Genomic DNA, 15885 nt, shown 5'->3' with positions numbered 1-15885 from the left:
GTGTCACTCCTTAGTCCAGATCTTTGCCAAGGGGAATTGCGCCGACTTCGCTGAAGTTGGCGACGCTTGCGGATTTTTCATAAAAACGGGGAGCGAGGGCGTTCGTCCCGCCGGTGCGGTAAAGCGGGTCATCGCGCTGAATCGGCAGCGAGACCACGCTGCGGGTAATGGCGGATTTATAGATCGCGGTAATCAGCTCCAGCGAGCGTTTGCCCTGCAGGCCATCCACTAACGGCGCGGTGCCGTGCTCAATGGCATAAAGCAGGTCGTTAATTTGCCCGGTATGCAGCGTCCACTCGAGCTTCGGCGTCTCCTGAAAAACGGCGTTGAGCTGCGCTTCTCGCTGCAGATCCCGATCTTCCTGCGGGAAGCCGTTATCGGCGCTGACGCTGGCAAAGGCCTGCCACGGCGCGGAGATACGCGCCTTATCGCCCTGAATGATAATTTTCTGATCTTCGCCGTGATGCACGACCGAGGCGGTAAGCTGCGCGATCGCGCCGCTGGGGTATTTGAAGATTGCGGCGCTGAGGTCTTCGACTTCAGCGTTGTCGTGCGCCACGTTGGTCATCATCGCCACCACTTCGGACGGGAAGCCGAGCATCCACTGAATGGCGTCGATGTGGTGAACCGCGTGGTTAAGGGTGCAGCCGCCTCCCTCTTTTTCCCAGGTGCCGCGCCACCACAGGTCGTAGTAGCAATGTCCGCGCCACCAGAACGAATCCACCTGCGCGTGACAGACTTTTCCTGCGAGGCCGGAATCGAGTGCGGCTTTCAGGCGCCAGAAGGCATCGGTAAAGCGGTTCTGTGCAATGATGGCGAGCGTTTTGCCGCTGGCCTGTTGCGCGGCAATCATCGCGTCGCACTCCTCCAGCGAGGCGGCCATCGGTTTTTCGCACAGCACGTGGCACCCCGCGTTCAGGGCATCAATGCCGATCTCAGCGTGGACGTAGGGCGGCGTACAGACGTCGACGATGTCGATATCCGGCTCTGAGGCTAGCATCTGCTGGTGGCTGTCATAAACGCGTGCTTCCTTCAGGCCGTAGCGCGTTTTTTTCTCGTGGGCTTTTTCCGGGTAGATATCTACCAGCGCGACGATCCGGCAGCGCTGGCCAAACTGCAAATAACCCTGAATATGGTTGTGCGAGATATTCCCTGTTCCCACAATGGCGACATTTAACATCGTTTCTCCTCCGGAGTTACCAGGTGCCAGAGGCATCCAGCGTGACGCTGGCTGTCTCTTTTGCCACTGAGGTGCTGATGCGCTGTTGAAGCAGGCGCAGATACTGTTTCTCGTTGAGCGGGAGTTCGACCCAGTCGTCTGTCCAGGTGGAGAGGTGCATAGCGTTGGAGAGCGTCAGCCCGTGGATCCCTTCCAGACCCGGCGCAATGAGCGGCTCGCCGCGCAGGATGGCGGCACAGAAATTGGCGGTAATGACGTGGTGTTCGCTGCATTCCGGAGCGACGGGAAGCGTGACCTCCCAGCACTCAGGTTCACCAAAACCGTTTTGCCAGCGGGCGTTGAAGGCGGTTTCAGATTCACGCAGCCGCCAGTAGCGTAGCTTGCCCTCTTCGACAACGACCTTGCCGCGATCGCCGACGATTTCCAGCCGGTTGGTTCCCGGCGTTTCCGCCACGGTGGTGATAAACACGCCCGTCGCGCCGTTGGCATATTCGGCATAGGCGGTGACCTCGTCTTCCACTTCGATTTCACGATGTTTACCGAACTGGCAGAACGCGCGCAGGCGGACGGGCATGCCGACCAGCCATTGCCAGAGATCGAGCTGGTGCGGGTCCTGGTTGAGCAGCACGCCGCCGCCTTCCCCTTTCCAGGTAGCGCGCCAGCCGCCGGAGTTGTAGTAGCTCTGCGAGCGATACCAGTTGGTGATGATCCAGTTGGAGCGGCGGATCTCGCCCAGCTCGCCGCTGTCGATCAGATCTTTCACCTTCTTGTAGAGCGGGTTCGGGCGCTGGTTGTACATGATGCCGAACACCACATCGCACTCCCGGGCGCAGGCGTTCATCTCCTGTACCTGGGCGGTGTACACGCCCGCCGGTTTTTCACACAGGGTGTGGATGCCGTTGCGCATCGCCAGCATCGACAGGCGCGGATGCTCGTAGTGCGGCGTGGCGACAATCACCGCGTCGATAAGCCCGCTCTGGAGCATCTCCTGCGCGTCGCTGAATAATGGGAGGGTACCGACCAACTGGCGGATAGCGGGATGCTTTTCCGGCGCATTATCACAAACCGCGGCCAGGCGGGCGTCGCTGACCGTACCTGCCAGTAAATAACGCGCGTGGACCGTACCGATATTACCTATTCCAATAATGCCAAAACGTACCTTCTCCATGTCACACCTTAATTTCAGTTGAAATGAGTGATGACCGGAAAATAGGAAAGGGGAGCGGTAGCGACAATGTGTTTTTGTGATAATACTCGCAAGGTGATTAAGTAATTTCCAGGCGTTTTGAAATTTGGTTTTAAAATCAAAGGACTGTTTCTGCAAATATTTGCAAAAACTGAATGAGAGCGAGGTCACACTATGCCGGGCAGGTTAAAAATGGAGGAAATTGCAGCCCTGACGGGCTATTCCGTCAGCACGGTTTCGCGGGTATTAAGCGGCAAGTCTTACACCAGCGATAAAGCCAGGGAGGCGATCGTTCGCACCGCGCGGGAGCTCGGTGTGCTGGAGTCTATGGCGAGCGGAAGACTGTTAATTAACGGTATCGCTGTTTTTGCACCGGAAAGAACCTTTCAGGGGCGCGGAGATATATTTTATCTGGAAGTAACGAAAGGGATTGCTGAAGCCTGCTCGCGGCATAATGTGTGGGTCACGTGCTGTGGTTTAGAAGAACAGCATGCCGATGTAAAAGTCTTTATGGAAAAGGCCAGTCATAAGAATATCAACGCGATAATTATTATTGGCACTGATGATTCCACCATATTTAAACTGGCGAGCACGCTGAATAAGCCCTGCGTGTTAATTAATTCCGTTGACCGGGATCGGATGCTGGATGCCGTGTCACCCGATCACCGGGCAATCGGCTTCACCGCCATGCAGTATCTTTTCGAGCAGGGGCATCGCCGGGTGCTCACGCTCACCTGTCTGCGGCGGGATACGCTATACGCGCGTCTGGACGGCATCAAAGAGGCGTATCGCCATTTTCACGTGGCCTTTGATCCTCAGCGCGATTTGCTCGTGACGGAATGGTTTACGGCAGACGAGGCCGAGCGGGCGCTGGATGCGTGGCTGATGACGCATGACAGCTCCCAGTGGCCGGAGGTGATTTTCCCGAACAGTACCAGCATGACGGAAGGGGTGATCAGGGCGTTAACGCGCCACGGGCTGCGCATTCCGGAAGACATTTCGCTGATTACCACCGATTTTGCCTGGAATTTAGCGCACCGTCTGGAAAAGCCGGTTACGGGCGTCACTGTGCCCTGCCGCGAGCTGGGGATTGAGGCCGTTCATCTGCTGCAAACGCGGCTTAACCGACCGCAGGCGGCGGTCTTTAACCTGCTGCTGCAGGGCAAAGTAATGGATTACGGTTCGGTCAGTAACGCCACGCGGCACGCGGCACGCGTGGCGCTGGATCAATAATTACGCCAGCTGCGGCGGCAGGCAGACGCCGATGCCTCCGATACCGCAGTAGCCGTACGGGTTTTTATGCAGATACTGCTGGTGATCGTCCTCGGCATAGTAGAACGGTTTCGCCGTCGCGATTTCCGTGGTCACCTCGCGCGTATCGCCCGCTTCACGCATGGCCTGCTGGAAACGCTCAAGGCTGGCGCGCGCGGCGGCATCCTGCTCGGGCGTGAGCGGATAGATAGCCGAGCGGTACTGGGTGCCGTGGTCGTTGCCCTGACGCATGCCCTGCGCCGGGTCGTGATTCTCCCAGAAGACCTGCAGGAGCTGCTCGTAGCTGATGACTGCAGGGTCGTAGACCACGCGTACCGCTTCCGCATGCCCGGTTTCGCCGGAGCAAACTTCGCGATAGGTAGGATTCGGCGTGTAACCGCCCGTGTATCCAGCCGCCGTGCTGTAAACGCCGGGCAGCTGCCAGAAGAGGCGCTCAACGCCCCAGAAACAGCCCATGGCGAACAGGGCGATTTCCATTCCCTCCGGCACGTTGGTCATGGAATGGTTATTGACGGCGTGTAAGGTCGCCACAGGCATAGGGGTGTTGCGTCCCGGTAATGCATCAGTTTGTGAAACCAGATGCTTTTTGTCGAATAAACTCACGATGGGGCCTCCCGGGGTGCGATGTTTCGGTTAAGGTTGTCACGAAGCGTTTAATTGAACACAATAAATGCGCTGAATGAGTCTAGATTTAATCATAAGAAATATTTGGGTGTTACACCCGTTTTCAACCCGTGATTTGGGTTTTTGGCTAACAGGCCGTATTTTGCCGCGGAGCGGCACTTCATTTGCTTCCAGGGTGGAAACAGGGATATTCAGGAGAAAACGTGACAAAAATCCGCCAGTTATGTTTAGTCAGTGTGTTGCTGACAAGCGGGATTGCCAGCGCGGCGAATGTCCGTTTGCAGGTTGAGGGGTTATCCGGGGCGCTACAAAAAAACGTGCGTGCGCAGTTGTCGACCATCCAGAGTGATGAGGTGACGCCGGACCGGCGTTTTCGCGCGCGCGTGGATGACGCCATCCGTGAAGGGCTGAAAGCGCTGGGGTATTACGAACCCACCATTGATTTCGATCTCCGTCCGCCTCCAGAGAAGGGGCGCCAGGTCCTTATTGCCCGCGTTTCGCCGGGTGAACCGGTACTGATTGGCGGCACCAACGTCATTCTGCGCGGCGGGGCGCGTACCGACCGGGATTACCTTGACCTGCTCGGCACGCGGCCGAAAATCGGTACCGTGCTTAACCACGGTGACTACGATCATTTCAAAAAAGAGCTGACGAGCGTTGCCCTGCGTAAGGGCTATTTCGACAGCCAGTTCAACAAAAGCCAGCTGGGCATTGCGCTGGATCGACATCAGGCCTTCTGGGATATCGACTACGACAGCGGAGAACGCTACCGCTTTGGCGACGTGACGTTTGAAGGTTCGCAAATCCGTGAAGAGTACCTGCAAAACCTCGTGCCGTTCAAAAAGGGGGATTACTACCAGTCCAGGGACCTGGCGGAACTGAACCGTCGTCTTTCTGCTACCGGCTGGTTTAACTCCGTGGTTGTCGCACCGGAATTTGATAAGTCTCGCAAAACGAAGGTGTTGCCGCTGCATGGCGTTGTCTCGCCGCGCACCGAGAACACCATTGAGACCGGTGTTGGCTACTCGACAGACGTCGGCCCGCGCGTGAAGGCCACCTGGAAAAAGCCGTGGATGAACTCCTACGGCCACAGCCTGACTACCAGCGCGAGTATCTCAGCTCCGGAACAGCAGCTGGATTTCAGCTACAAAATGCCGCTGCTGAAAAACCCGCTTGAGCAGTACTACCTGGTTCAGGGGGGCTTTAAGCGCACCGACCTGAACGATACCGAATCCGATTCCACCACGCTTGCCGTATCGCGTTTCTGGGATCTCTCCAGCGGCTGGCAGCGCGCCATTAACCTGCGCTGGAGCTTCGACCACTTTACCCAGGCTAACGTCACCAACACTACCATGCTGCTCTATCCGGGCGTGATGATCAGCCGTACCCGCTCCCGCGGTGGCCTGATGCCAACGTGGGGGGATTCCCAGCGTTACTCCATTGATTACTCCAACACCATGTGGGGTTCTGATGTGGACTTCACCGTCGTGCAGGCGCAAAACGTCTGGATCCGCACGCTTTACGACAAACATCGCTTTGTGATGCGCGGCAATCTCGGCTGGATTGAAACGGGAGACTTCGAGCGCGTTCCGCCGGATCTGCGCTTCTTCGCCGGGGGCGACCGCAGTATTCGCGGATATAAATACAAATCGATCTCGCCTGAAAATGACAAAGGCCAGCTGACCGGTGCCTCGAAACTGGCCACCGGCTCGCTGGAGTACCAGTATAACGTCAGCGGAAAATGGTGGGGGGCGATGTTTGTGGATGGCGGTGAAGCCGTAAACGACATCCGCCGCAGCGATTTCAAAACCGGCGCGGGCGTGGGCGTACGCTGGCAGTCACCGGTCGGGCCGATCAAGCTCGATTTCGCCGTTCCGGTGGGTGACAAAGACGAACACGGTTTACAGTTTTACATCGGTCTGGGGCCTGAATTATGAGTTTATGGAAGAAGATAAGCCTCGGGGTGCTGATTTTTATCGTGCTGTTGCTCGGGACGGTAGCGTTTCTGGTAGGGACCACCACCGGCCTGCATCTGCTGTTTAACGCTGCGAACCGCTGGGTGCCGGGGCTGGAGATTGGCCAGGTAACGGGCGGCTGGCGCGACCTGCGTCTGAAGAACATCCGCTATGAGCAGCCGGGCGTGGCGGTGAACGCCGGGGAATTCCACCTGGCGGTAAAGCTGGGCTGTCTGCGGGACAGCAAGCTCTGCGTCAACGATCTGTCGCTTAAAGACGTCAACGTGGCGATAGATTCGAAAAAAATGCCGCAGTCTGCGCCGGTCGAGGAAGAGGACAGCGGCCCGCTGAATCTCTCCACGCCGTACCCGATCGCGCTCTATCGGGTGGCGCTCGATAACGTTAATATCAAAATCGACGACACCACCGTGTCCGTGATGGATTTCACCTCCGGCCTGCGCTGGCAGGAGAAAAACCTCACCCTAACGCCGACGTCCCTGCAGGGCTTGCTGATCGCGCTGCCGAAGGTGTCCGACGTGGCGCAGGAAGAGATCGTCGAGCCGAAGATTCAGAACCCGCAGCCGGAAGAGAAGCCGCTGGGCGAAACGCTGAAAGATCTTTTCTCGAAGCCCGTTCTGCCGGAAATGACTGACGTTCATCTGCCGCTGAACCTCAACATCGAGGAGTTCAAAGGCGAGCAGCTGCGCCTGACCGGCGATACCGATCTGACGGTCTACACTATGCTGCTGAAAGTCAGCAGCATTGACGGCAACATGAAGCTCGACGCGCTGGATATTGACACCAGCCAGGGCTCGGTGAATGCGTCAGGGAATGCGCTGCTGCGCGATAACTGGCCGGTGGATATCACCCTTAACAGTGCCCTCAACATCGATCCGCTGAAAGGCGAAAAGGTGAAGATCAAAGTGGGCGGGGCGCTACGCGATAAGCTGGATGTCGGGGTGAATCTCTCCGGCCCGGTGGACATGGTCCTGCGCGCGCAAACGCAGCTGGCGGAAGCCGGGCTGCCGCTCAATATTGAAATTGTCAGCAAGCAGCTTTACTGGCCGTTCACCGGCGAAAAGCAGTTCCAGGCCGATGACCTGAAGCTGAAGCTGAGCGGCAAGATGACCGACTACGCGCTCTCGTTCCGCACCGCGGTGAAGGGACAGGGCGTGCCGCCCGCGAACATCACGCTGGATGCGAAGGGCAACGAACAGCAGGTCAACCTCGACAAGCTGACCGTCGCGGCGCTGGAAGGCAAAACCGAGCTGACCGCGCTGCTCGACTGGCAGCAGGCGATCAGCTGGCGCGGCGAGCTGAAGCTGACGGGCATTAACACCGCCAAAGAGGTGCCGGACTGGCCGTCGAAACTGGATGGCCTGATCAAAACCCGCGGCAGCCTGTACGGCGGTACGTGGCAGATGGACGTGCCGGAAATCAAGATTGCCGGGAACGTGAAGCAGAACAAGGTTAACGTTGAAGGTTCGCTGAAAGGCAACAGCTATCTGCAGTGGGTTATCCCGGGGCTGCACGTGGCGCTGGGCCGCAACACGGCGGATATCAAAGGCGAGCTGGGGGTGAAAGATCTGAATCTGGACGCCACCATCGACGCGCCGAATCTGGACAACGCCCTGCCGGGTCTGGGCGGCACGGCGAAAGGCCTCGTGAAAGTGCGCGGAACCGTGGATGCGCCGCAGCTGCTGGCGGATATCACCGCCAATAACCTGCGCTGGCAGGAGCTGAGCGTTGCCCGCGTCCGCGTGGAAGGGGATGTGAAATCCACCGATCAGATCGGCGGTAACCTGAACCTGCGCGTGGAGCGCATTTCTCAGCCGGACGTGAACATTAGCCTGGTTACCCTGGACGCCAAAGGGAACGAGAAGCAGCACGACCTCCAGCTGCGCGTACAGGGCGAGCCGGTCTCCGGTCAGCTTCACCTCACCGGAAGCTTCGACCGCAAAGCAGAACGCTGGAAAGGTCTGCTTGATAACACCCGTTTCAATACGCCGGTCGGGCCGCTGGCGCTGTCGCGCTCCATCGCGCTGGACTACCGCAATGCCGAGCAGAAGATCAGCATTGGGCCACACTGCTGGACCAATCCGAATGCGGAACTGTGCGTGCCGCAGACCATTGATGCGGGCGCGGAAGGGCGCGCGCAGATCAACCTCAACCGCTTCGATCTGGCGATGCTGAAGCCGTTTATGCCGGACACGACTCAGGCCAGCGGCGTCTTCAGCGGGAAAGCCGATGTCGCCTGGGACACCACCAAAGAGGGTCTGCCGCAGGGCAGCGTCACGCTGTCCGGGCGTAACGTGAAGGTGACGCAAGAGGTCAACAACGCGTCGCTTCCGGTGGCGTTCGACACCCTGAACCTGAGTGCCGATCTGCATAACAATCGCGCACAGCTGGGGTGGACAATCCGCCTCACCAACAACGGCCAGCTGGACGGGCAGGTTCAGATTACCGATCCGCAGGGGCGGCGTAATCTGGGCGGCAACGTCAACATCCGTAACTTCAACCTGGCGATGGTGAACCCGATTTTCGCGCGCGGGGAAAAAGCCGAGGGCATGCTCAACGCTAACCTGCGCCTGGCCGGCAACGCGCAAAGCCCGCAGCTGTTTGGTCAGATGCGGCTCAGCGGCGTGGATATCGACGGCAACTTCATGCCGTTTGACATGCAGCCCAGCCAGATCGCGATGAACTTCAACGGCATGAGCTCGACGCTGAGCGGCTCGGTATTGACGCAGCAGGGGCAAATCAACCTCAGCGGCGACGCGGACTGGAGCCAGCTCGATAACTGGCGCGCCCGTATCGCCGCGAAGGGCAGTAAGGTGCGTATCACCGTACCGCCGATGGTGCGCCTGGACGTTTCGCCTGATGTGGTCTTTGAAGCCACGCCAAGCCTCTTCACGCTTGACGGACGCGTCGACGTGCCGTGGGCGCGCATCGTGGTTCACGACGTGCCGGAAAGCGCGGTCGGCGTTTCAAGTGATGAAGTGATGCTCAATGAAAATCTGAAACCTGTCGAGCAGAAGAGCGCGGGCATACCGATTAACAGTAACCTCATCGTGCACGTAGGGAATAACGTGCGGTTGAATGCGTTTGGGCTGAAGGCGAGGCTCACGGGCGACCTGAAAGTGGCGCAGGATAAACAAGGGCTTGGCCTGAACGGGCAGATCAATATTCCTGAAGGGCGTTTCCACGCCTATGGTCAGGACCTCATCGTCCGTAAAGGCGAGCTGCTTTTCTCCGGTCCACCGGATCAGCCTCTGCTGAACATCGAAGCGATTCGTAACCCGGAAGCGACGGAAAATAACGTTATTGCTGGCGTACGCGTCACCGGCTCCGCCGACGAGCCGAAGGCCGAGATCTTCTCTGACCCGGCGATGCCGCAGCAGGAAGCCCTCTCTTACCTGCTGCGTGGACAAGGTCTGGACAGCGGTCAGAGCGACAGTGCGGCGATGACCTCGATGTTAGTGGGTCTGGGGGTTGCACAAAGTGGGCAGGTTGTGGGTAAAATCGGCGAGACGTTCGGCGTAAGCAATCTGGCGCTGGACACCCAGGGCGTGGGTGACTCCTCGCAGGTGGTGGTCAGCGGGTATGTACTGCCGGGTCTGCAGGTAAAATATGGTGTGGGGATCTTTGACTCACTGGCAACTCTCACGTTACGCTATCGCCTGATGCCTAAGCTATATCTGGAAGCAGTGTCCGGCGTAGACCAGGCACTTGATCTGCTCTATCAGTTTGAGTTTTAGCAATGCGAATATTTGTCTACGGCAGTTTACGAACCAAGCAAGGCAACAGTCACTGGATGACCAATGCCCTGCTGCTGGGGAATTACAATATCGAGAACTACCAGTTGTACAGCCTGGGCCACTATCCAGGCGCGGTTCCGGGCGAAGGAACAGTACAGGGTGAAGTCTATCGTATTGATAACGCGACGCTTGCCGAACTTGATGCCTTGCGCACCAGGGGCGGTGAATACGCACGCCAGTTGATCCAGACGCCGTACGGAAGCGCGTGGATGTATGTCTACCAGCGTCCGGTCGAAGGGTTAACGCGGATTGTAAGCGGTAACTGGTTAGACAGAGACCAGTACTGAAAAAAACAACGCCACCGTGAGGTGGCGTTGTTTTTTTACGCCTCTTGCCGGGTGGTGCTGCGCTCCAGCCACAAAAAAGCCCCGACTCGCGGGGCTTTTTTTGATCGGCAGTAAGAATTACTTCTTAGCAGCGCGTTCGAAAGAGGCGATGATTTCTGCTTTCGCCGCTTCTGCGTTGTCCCAGCCGTCAACTTTAACCCACTTGCCTTTTTCGAGGTCTTTGTAGTGCTCGAAGAAGTGAGTGATCTGCGCTTTCAGCAGCTCTGGCAGGTCGTTCACATCTTTGATGTGATCGTATTCTTTGCTCAGCTTGGTGTGCGGTACCGCAACCAGCTTCGCATCTTCACCGGATTCGTCGGTCATTTTCAGCACGCCAACTGGACGGCAGCGAATGACGGAGCCTGGCTCCAGTGGGTATGGCGTTGGGACCAGCACGTCAACCGGGTCACCGTCCAGAGACAGGGTGTGGTTGATGTAACCGTAGTTGCACGGATAGAACATCGCGGTAGACATGAAACGGTCTACGAACAGGGCGCCGCTCTCTTTGTCCACTTCGTATTTGATCGGATCTGCGTTAGCCGGGATTTCGATAACTACGTAGATGTCTTCTGGCAGTTCTTTACCCGCTGGGACGTTGAGTAAGCTCATGTCGGTGTCCTTTAAAATGGATGGTAAACAAGTGGCAGGTATTATAGCCAACTCGCGCTGAATGTCTCCGCCTGTTTTCGCTTTCTCTCCCCGCTTTCTCCACTTTTCAGACCGATTCCATGACAGAAAAATCCATAAACTCAGCCACATTTTTCATGGTGAAATGAAAGCGATTACAAACTTGTGATTAACGTTTTATTCACTTTTCTGAAGTGTGATGTAACGCAATTCGTTACATATTTCATGGGCTATAGTCATTTCGCAGAACATCTTTTAACCAACAATAAACACCCCTACGAGGACGCTCATATGTGGAAGCGCTTACTTCTTGTCACAGCAGTTTCGGCAGCCATGTCGTCTATGGCGATGGCCGCTCCCTTAACCGTAGGTTTTTCGCAGGTCGGCTCTGAATCTGGCTGGCGAGCGGCAGAAACCAACGTTGCGAAAAGCGAGGCTCAGAAACGCGGCATTACCCTGAAAATCGCCGATGGTCAGCAAAAACAAGAGAATCAGATCAAAGCCGTGCGCTCCTTTATCGCCCAGGGCGTGGATGCCATCTTTATTGCACCCGTCGTGGCGACCGGCTGGGAACCCGTCCTGAAGGAAGCGAAAGACGCTGAGATCCCGGTCTTCCTGCTCGACCGTTCCATCGACGTCAAAGACAAATCCCTCTATATGACCACCGTGACCGCCAATAACGTGCTTGAAGGGCAATTGATTGGCGACTGGCTGGTAAAACAGGTCGACGGCAAGCCGTGTAACGTCGTTGAACTGCAGGGCACCGTCGGCGCGAGCGTGGCCATCGACCGTAAAAAAGGCTTTGCTGAGGCCATCGCTAAAGCGCCAAACATCAAGATTATCCGCTCTCAGTCCGGCGACTTTACGCGCAGTAAAGGTAAAGAGGTCATGGAGAGCTTCATTAAGGCTGAAAACAACGGCAAGAACATCTGCATGGTTTACGCCCACAACGATGACATGGTGATCGGTGCGATTCAGGCGATTAAGGAAGCGGGCCTGAAGCCGGGCAAAGATATCCTCACCGGCTCTATCGACGGCGTGCCGGACATCTACAAAGCGATGATCGACGGCGAAGCCAACGCCAGCGTGGAGCTGACGCCAAACATGGCGGGCCCGGCATTCGACGCGCTGGAGAAATTCAAGAAAGACGGCACGATGCCAGAGAAGGTGACGGTCACCAAGTCCACGCTCTACCTGCCTGACACGGCGAAAGAAGAGTTAGAGAAGAAGAAAAATATGGGCTACTGATCCTGTGAAATTGCCGGGTGGCGCTGCGCTTACCCGGCCTACGGGAACGTGCCGGGGACGTAAATATGAAAACTGAACAACACCAGGAAATCCTCCGCACAGAGGGCTTAAGCAAATTCTTCCCCGGCGTAAAGGCGCTGGATAACGTTGATTTCAGCCTGCGGCGCGGTGAGATCATGGCGCTGCTGGGCGAGAACGGCGCGGGAAAATCGACGCTGATTAAATCCCTCACCGGCGTTTATCACGCCGATCGCGGCACCATCTGGCTGGAAGGCAACGCCATTTCGCCCAAAAACACCGCCCATGCCCAACAGCTGGGGATCGGGACGGTGTACCAGGAAGTGAACCTGCTGCCGAATATGTCGGTGGCGGATAACCTGTTTATTGGCCGTGAGCCACGCCGTTTTGGCCTGCTGCGCCGCAAAGAGATGGAAGCGCGGGCGACAAAGCTGATGGAATCGTACGGCTTCTCCCTCGACGTCCGCGAGCCGCTGAACCGCTTTTCCGTGGCGATGCAGCAGATCGTCGCCATCTGTCGCGCGATCGATCTCTCTGCAAAAGTGCTGATCCTCGACGAACCCACCGCCAGCCTCGATACCCAGGAAGTGGAGATGCTCTTTACCCTGATGCGCCAGCTGCGCGATCAGGGTGTCAGCCTGATCTTCGTTACCCACTTCCTCGATCAGGTATATGAGGTAAGCGATCGCATCACGGTGCTGCGCAACGGCAGCTTTGTCGGCTGCCGCGAAACCCGCGAGCTGCCGCAGATCGAACTGGTGAAAATGATGCTGGGCCGCGAGCTGGAAACTAACGCCCTTCAGCGCGCAGGGCGTACGCTGCTGAGCGAGAAACCGGTCGCCGCGTTCAGCGATTACGGCAAGAAAGGCGTGATATCACCGTTTAACCTTGAGGTACGGCCAGGCGAAATTGTCGGGCTGGCGGGCCTGTTAGGATCCGGACGAACCGAAACCGCCGAGGTGATCTTCGGGATCAAACCGGCCGACAGCGGCAGCGCGCTGATCAAGGGCAAACCACAAACCCTGCGATCGCCGCATCAGGCCTCCTGCCTGGGCGTCGGCTTCTGCCCGGAAGACCGAAAAACGGACGGCATTATTGCCGCGGCCTCGGTGCGGGAAAATATCATCCTGGCGCTGCAGGCCCAGCGCGGCTGGCTGCGCCCGATCCCGCGTAAAGAGCAAAACGCCATTGCCGAGCGCTTTATTCGCCAGCTCGGCATCCGCACGCCGAACGCGGAACAGCCGATCGAGTTCCTCTCCGGCGGCAACCAGCAGAAGGTGCTGCTCTCCCGCTGGCTGCTGACCAAACCCCAGTTCCTGATCCTCGACGAACCGACCCGCGGCATTGACGTGGGGGCGCACGCCGAAATTATCCGGCTTATCGAAACCCTGTGTGCAGACGGTCTGGCGCTGCTGGTTATTTCGTCCGAGCTGGAGGAGCTGGTGGGCTATGCCGATCGCGTCATCATCATGCGCGATCGCAAACAGGTGGCAGAGATCCCGCTGGATAAGCTGTCCGTTCCGGCGATCATGAATGCCATCGCGGCATAAGGAGTAAATCGTGATGCCCCGTTCGCTTTCGCAAACCGGTGAGACAAAGCGCCGCTTCAGCTGGCCGACCGGCACGCCGCAAATCGCAGCGCTGCTGGTGGTTCTGCTGGTTGATAGCCTGGTCGCGCCGCATTTCTTCCAGATTATCGTGCAGGATGGGCGCTTGTTTGGCAGCCCGATAGACATTCTGAACCGTGCCGCGCCCGTGGCGCTGCTGGCCATCGGGATGACGCTGGTCATTGCCACCGGCGGGATTGACCTCTCCGTCGGCGCGGTGATGGCTATCGCCGGGGCCACGGCCGCCTCCATGACCGTGGCCGGACACAGCCTGCCGGTGGTTCTGCTGGCGGCCTTAGGCACCGGCGTGCTGGCCGGATTATGGAACGGCATTCTGGTGGCGGTGCTGAAAATTCAGCCCTTTGTCGCCACCCTTATCTTAATGGTGGCCGGGCGCGGCGTGGCGCAGCTGATTACCTCCGGACAGATTGTCACCTTTAACTCCCCGAGCCTGGCGTGGCTCGGAAGCGGCAACCTTCTGTTCTTCCCGACGCCGGTGATTATTGCCCTGGCCACGCTCGTTGTCTTCTGGCTTTTCACCCGCAAAACGGCGCTTGGCATGTTCATTGAAGCCGTCGGGATTAACATCCGCGCCGCGCGTAACGCCGGGGTCAACACCCGGCTGATGGTGATGCTGACCTACGTGCTGAGCGGCGTCTGCGCCGCCATCGCCGGGGTCATCGTCGCGGCGGATATTCGCGGAGCCGACGCCAACAACGCGGGGCTCTGGCTGGAGCTGGACGCGATCCTCGCGGTGGTGATCGGCGGCGGGTCGCTGATGGGCGGGCGCTTTAACCTGCTGCTCTCGGTGATTGGCGCGCTGATCATTCAGGGAATGAACACCGGGATCCTGCTTTCGGGGTTCCAGCCGGAACTCAACCAGGTGGTGAAAGCGGTGGTCGTGCTCTGCGTGCTGATCGTCCAGTCGCCGCGCTTTGTCAGCATCATTAAGGGGATCCGTGGACATGATAAAACGTAATTTACCGTTGATGATCACGCTGGGCGTGTTTGTGCTGGGGTATCTCTACTGCCTCACCCAATTCCCCGGTTTTGCGTCGACGCGCGTGATTTGCAATATCCTGACCGATAACGCCTTTTTAGGCATCATTGCCGTCGGAATGACCTTTGTGATCCTCTCCGGCGGGATCGATCTCTCCGTTGGCTCGGTGATCGCGTTCACGGGTGTGTTCCTCGCGAAGGCGATCGGCTTCTGGGGGATCTCTCCGCTGGTGGCGTTTCCGCTGGTGCTGGCGATGGGCTGCGCGTTTGGCGCCTTTATGGGGCTGCTGATCGACGCGTTAAAAATTCCGGCGTTTATCATTACCCTCGCGGGAATGTTTTTCCTCCGTGGGGTGAGCTACCTGGTGTCGGAAGAGTCGATTCCGATCAACCATCCGGTGTATGACACGCTCTCCAGCCTGGCGTGGAAAATTCCCGGCGGCGGCCGCCTGAGCGCGATGGGGCTGCTGATGCTGGGCGTGGTGGTGATTGGCATCTTCCTCGCCCATCGTACACGGTTTGGCAATCAGGTTTACGCCATCGGCGGTAACGCCACGTCGGCAAACCTGATGGGGATCTCCACCCGCAGCACCACCATCCGCATCTATATGCTCTCGACCGGCCTGGCGACGCTGGCGGGTATCGTCTTCTCGGTGTATACCCAGGCGGGCTATGCCCTTGCAGGCGTGGGCGTTGAGCTGGATGCGATAGCTTCTGTGGTCATCGGCGGCACGCTGCTCAGCGGCGGGGTGGGGACGGTGCTGGGGACGTTGTTCGGCGTGGCTATCCAGGGGCTGATACAAACCTATATCAACTTTGACGGCACGCTCAGCTCCTGGTGGACGAAGATCGCCATCGGCATTCTGCTGTTTATTTTTATTGCCCTGCAGCGTGGGCTGACGGTGCTCTGGGAGAGCCGTCAAAGCTCGCCTGTTACCCGCGTAAACACATCGGTAACAGAGCCATAACACGCTGAATTTGCTTAAAGTCTAAACATTTTCCGGTAGCGGCCGATACTCTTTTTTTAT

The 15885-nt window shown here is 57.9% G+C and carries 12 protein-coding genes; 8 read left to right on the top strand and 4 right to left on the bottom strand.

The genetic code is table 11. The annotated features are described in order from the left end of the window. Positions 1 to 10: 10 nt before the first annotated feature. Entirely contained in the window at positions 11 to 1180 is a 1170-nt protein-coding gene (locus NUX24_RS08980; protein ID WP_257831068.1) for a Gfo/Idh/MocA family protein, read from the bottom strand. A gap of 16 nt (positions 1181 to 1196) precedes the next feature. Continuing rightward, a complete protein-coding gene (locus tag NUX24_RS08975; RefSeq protein WP_257831066.1) occupies positions 1197 to 2348 on the bottom strand; it encodes a Gfo/Idh/MocA family protein in 1152 nt (383 codons plus the stop codon). Between the two features lie 192 nt (positions 2349 to 2540). Between NUX24_RS08975 and NUX24_RS08970 the strand changes: the two genes are divergently transcribed. Then, positions 2541 to 3599: a LacI family DNA-binding transcriptional regulator gene (locus NUX24_RS08970; protein WP_257831064.1), complete on the top strand. Its 1059-nt coding sequence runs from the start codon at positions 2541 to 2543 to the stop codon at positions 3597 to 3599. On the opposite strand, the gene msrA is transcribed toward NUX24_RS08970, so the two are convergent. After that, positions 3600 to 4241, bottom strand: a complete 642-nt coding sequence (gene msrA, locus NUX24_RS08965) for a peptide-methionine (S)-S-oxide reductase MsrA (RefSeq protein ID WP_023334288.1) — start codon at positions 4239 to 4241, stop codon at positions 3600 to 3602. Positions 4242 to 4465: 224 nt separating this feature from the next. Between msrA and tamA the strand changes: the two genes are divergently transcribed. Genes tamA through NUX24_RS08950 form a run of 3 tightly spaced genes read left to right on the top strand, consistent with a single transcriptional unit; the run spans position 4466 to position 10319 of the window. Further along, on the top strand, positions 4466 to 6199 hold the full coding sequence (tamA, locus tag NUX24_RS08960; protein ID WP_047652080.1) for an autotransporter assembly complex protein TamA: 1734 nt from the start codon (positions 4466 to 4468) through the stop codon (positions 6197 to 6199). After that, positions 6196 to 9972 (top strand): autotransporter assembly complex protein TamB, encoded by a 3777-nt coding sequence (tamB, locus tag NUX24_RS08955; protein ID WP_257831060.1) that lies wholly within the window; start codon positions 6196 to 6198, stop codon positions 9970 to 9972. The genes tamA and tamB overlap by 4 nt, the downstream gene beginning before the upstream one ends. Positions 9973 to 9974: 2 nt before the next feature. Next, positions 9975 to 10319 (top strand): gamma-glutamylcyclotransferase, encoded by a 345-nt coding sequence (locus tag NUX24_RS08950; protein WP_014830431.1) that lies wholly within the window; start codon positions 9975 to 9977, stop codon positions 10317 to 10319. 117 nt (positions 10320 to 10436) lie between these two features. Here NUX24_RS08950 and ppa read toward each other — a convergent pair whose 3' ends face one another. Beyond that, positions 10437 to 10967, bottom strand: coding sequence for an inorganic diphosphatase (gene ppa / locus NUX24_RS08945; RefSeq protein WP_010427397.1), 531 nt, complete (start codon positions 10965 to 10967; stop codon positions 10437 to 10439). A gap of 309 nt (positions 10968 to 11276) precedes the next feature. Here ppa and ytfQ point away from each other — a divergent pair, with 309 nt between their 5' ends. The 4 genes from ytfQ (at position 11277) to yjfF (ending at position 15825) form a co-directional block, all read left to right on the top strand. Beyond that, entirely contained in the window at positions 11277 to 12233 is a 957-nt protein-coding gene (gene ytfQ / locus NUX24_RS08940; RefSeq protein ID WP_014882271.1) for a galactofuranose ABC transporter substrate-binding protein YtfQ, read from the top strand. 65 nt (positions 12234 to 12298) lie between these two features. Continuing rightward, positions 12299 to 13801 (top strand): galactofuranose ABC transporter, ATP-binding protein YtfR, encoded by a 1503-nt coding sequence (gene ytfR, locus NUX24_RS08935; RefSeq protein ID WP_257831056.1) that lies wholly within the window; start codon positions 12299 to 12301, stop codon positions 13799 to 13801. A 10-nt stretch (positions 13802 to 13811) separates the two neighbouring features. Then, positions 13812 to 14837: a galactofuranose ABC transporter, ATP-binding protein YtfT gene (gene ytfT, locus NUX24_RS08930; protein ID WP_161785594.1), complete on the top strand. Its 1026-nt coding sequence runs from the start codon at positions 13812 to 13814 to the stop codon at positions 14835 to 14837. Beyond that, a complete protein-coding gene (yjfF, locus tag NUX24_RS08925; protein WP_257831052.1) occupies positions 14824 to 15825 on the top strand; it encodes a galactofuranose ABC transporter, permease protein YjfF in 1002 nt (333 codons plus the stop codon). Before ytfT ends, yjfF begins: the two co-directional genes overlap by 14 nt. Positions 15826 to 15885 lie beyond the last annotated feature (60 nt).

The sequence above is a fragment of the Enterobacter sp. HG048 genome (genome assembly GCF_024702055.1).
Lineage (GTDB): Bacteria > Pseudomonadota > Gammaproteobacteria > Enterobacterales > Enterobacteriaceae > Enterobacter > Enterobacter dykesii.
Note: the sequence above shows the minus strand (reverse complement) of the source record. Positions and strands in the feature narration are given on the sequence as shown.

Coding starts and splice junctions, on each gene's coding strand:
- NUX24_RS08970 (WP_257831064.1), top strand. CDS start 2,541: ATGCCGGGCAGGTTAAAAATGGAGGAAATTGCAGCCCTGACGGGCTAT.
- ppa (WP_010427397.1), bottom strand. CDS start 10,967: ATGAGCTTACTCAACGTCCCAGCGGGTAAAGAACTGCCAGAAGACATC.
- NUX24_RS08980 (WP_257831068.1), bottom strand. CDS start 1,180: ATGTTAAATGTCGCCATTGTGGGAACAGGGAATATCTCGCACAACCAT.
- tamB (WP_257831060.1), top strand. CDS start 6,196: ATGAGTTTATGGAAGAAGATAAGCCTCGGGGTGCTGATTTTTATCGTG.
- yjfF (WP_257831052.1), top strand. CDS start 14,824: ATGATAAAACGTAATTTACCGTTGATGATCACGCTGGGCGTGTTTGTG.
- NUX24_RS08975 (WP_257831066.1), bottom strand. CDS start 2,348: ATGGAGAAGGTACGTTTTGGCATTATTGGAATAGGTAATATCGGTACG.
- NUX24_RS08950 (WP_014830431.1), top strand. CDS start 9,975: ATGCGAATATTTGTCTACGGCAGTTTACGAACCAAGCAAGGCAACAGT.
- ytfQ (WP_014882271.1), top strand. CDS start 11,277: ATGTGGAAGCGCTTACTTCTTGTCACAGCAGTTTCGGCAGCCATGTCG.
- ytfR (WP_257831056.1), top strand. CDS start 12,299: ATGAAAACTGAACAACACCAGGAAATCCTCCGCACAGAGGGCTTAAGC.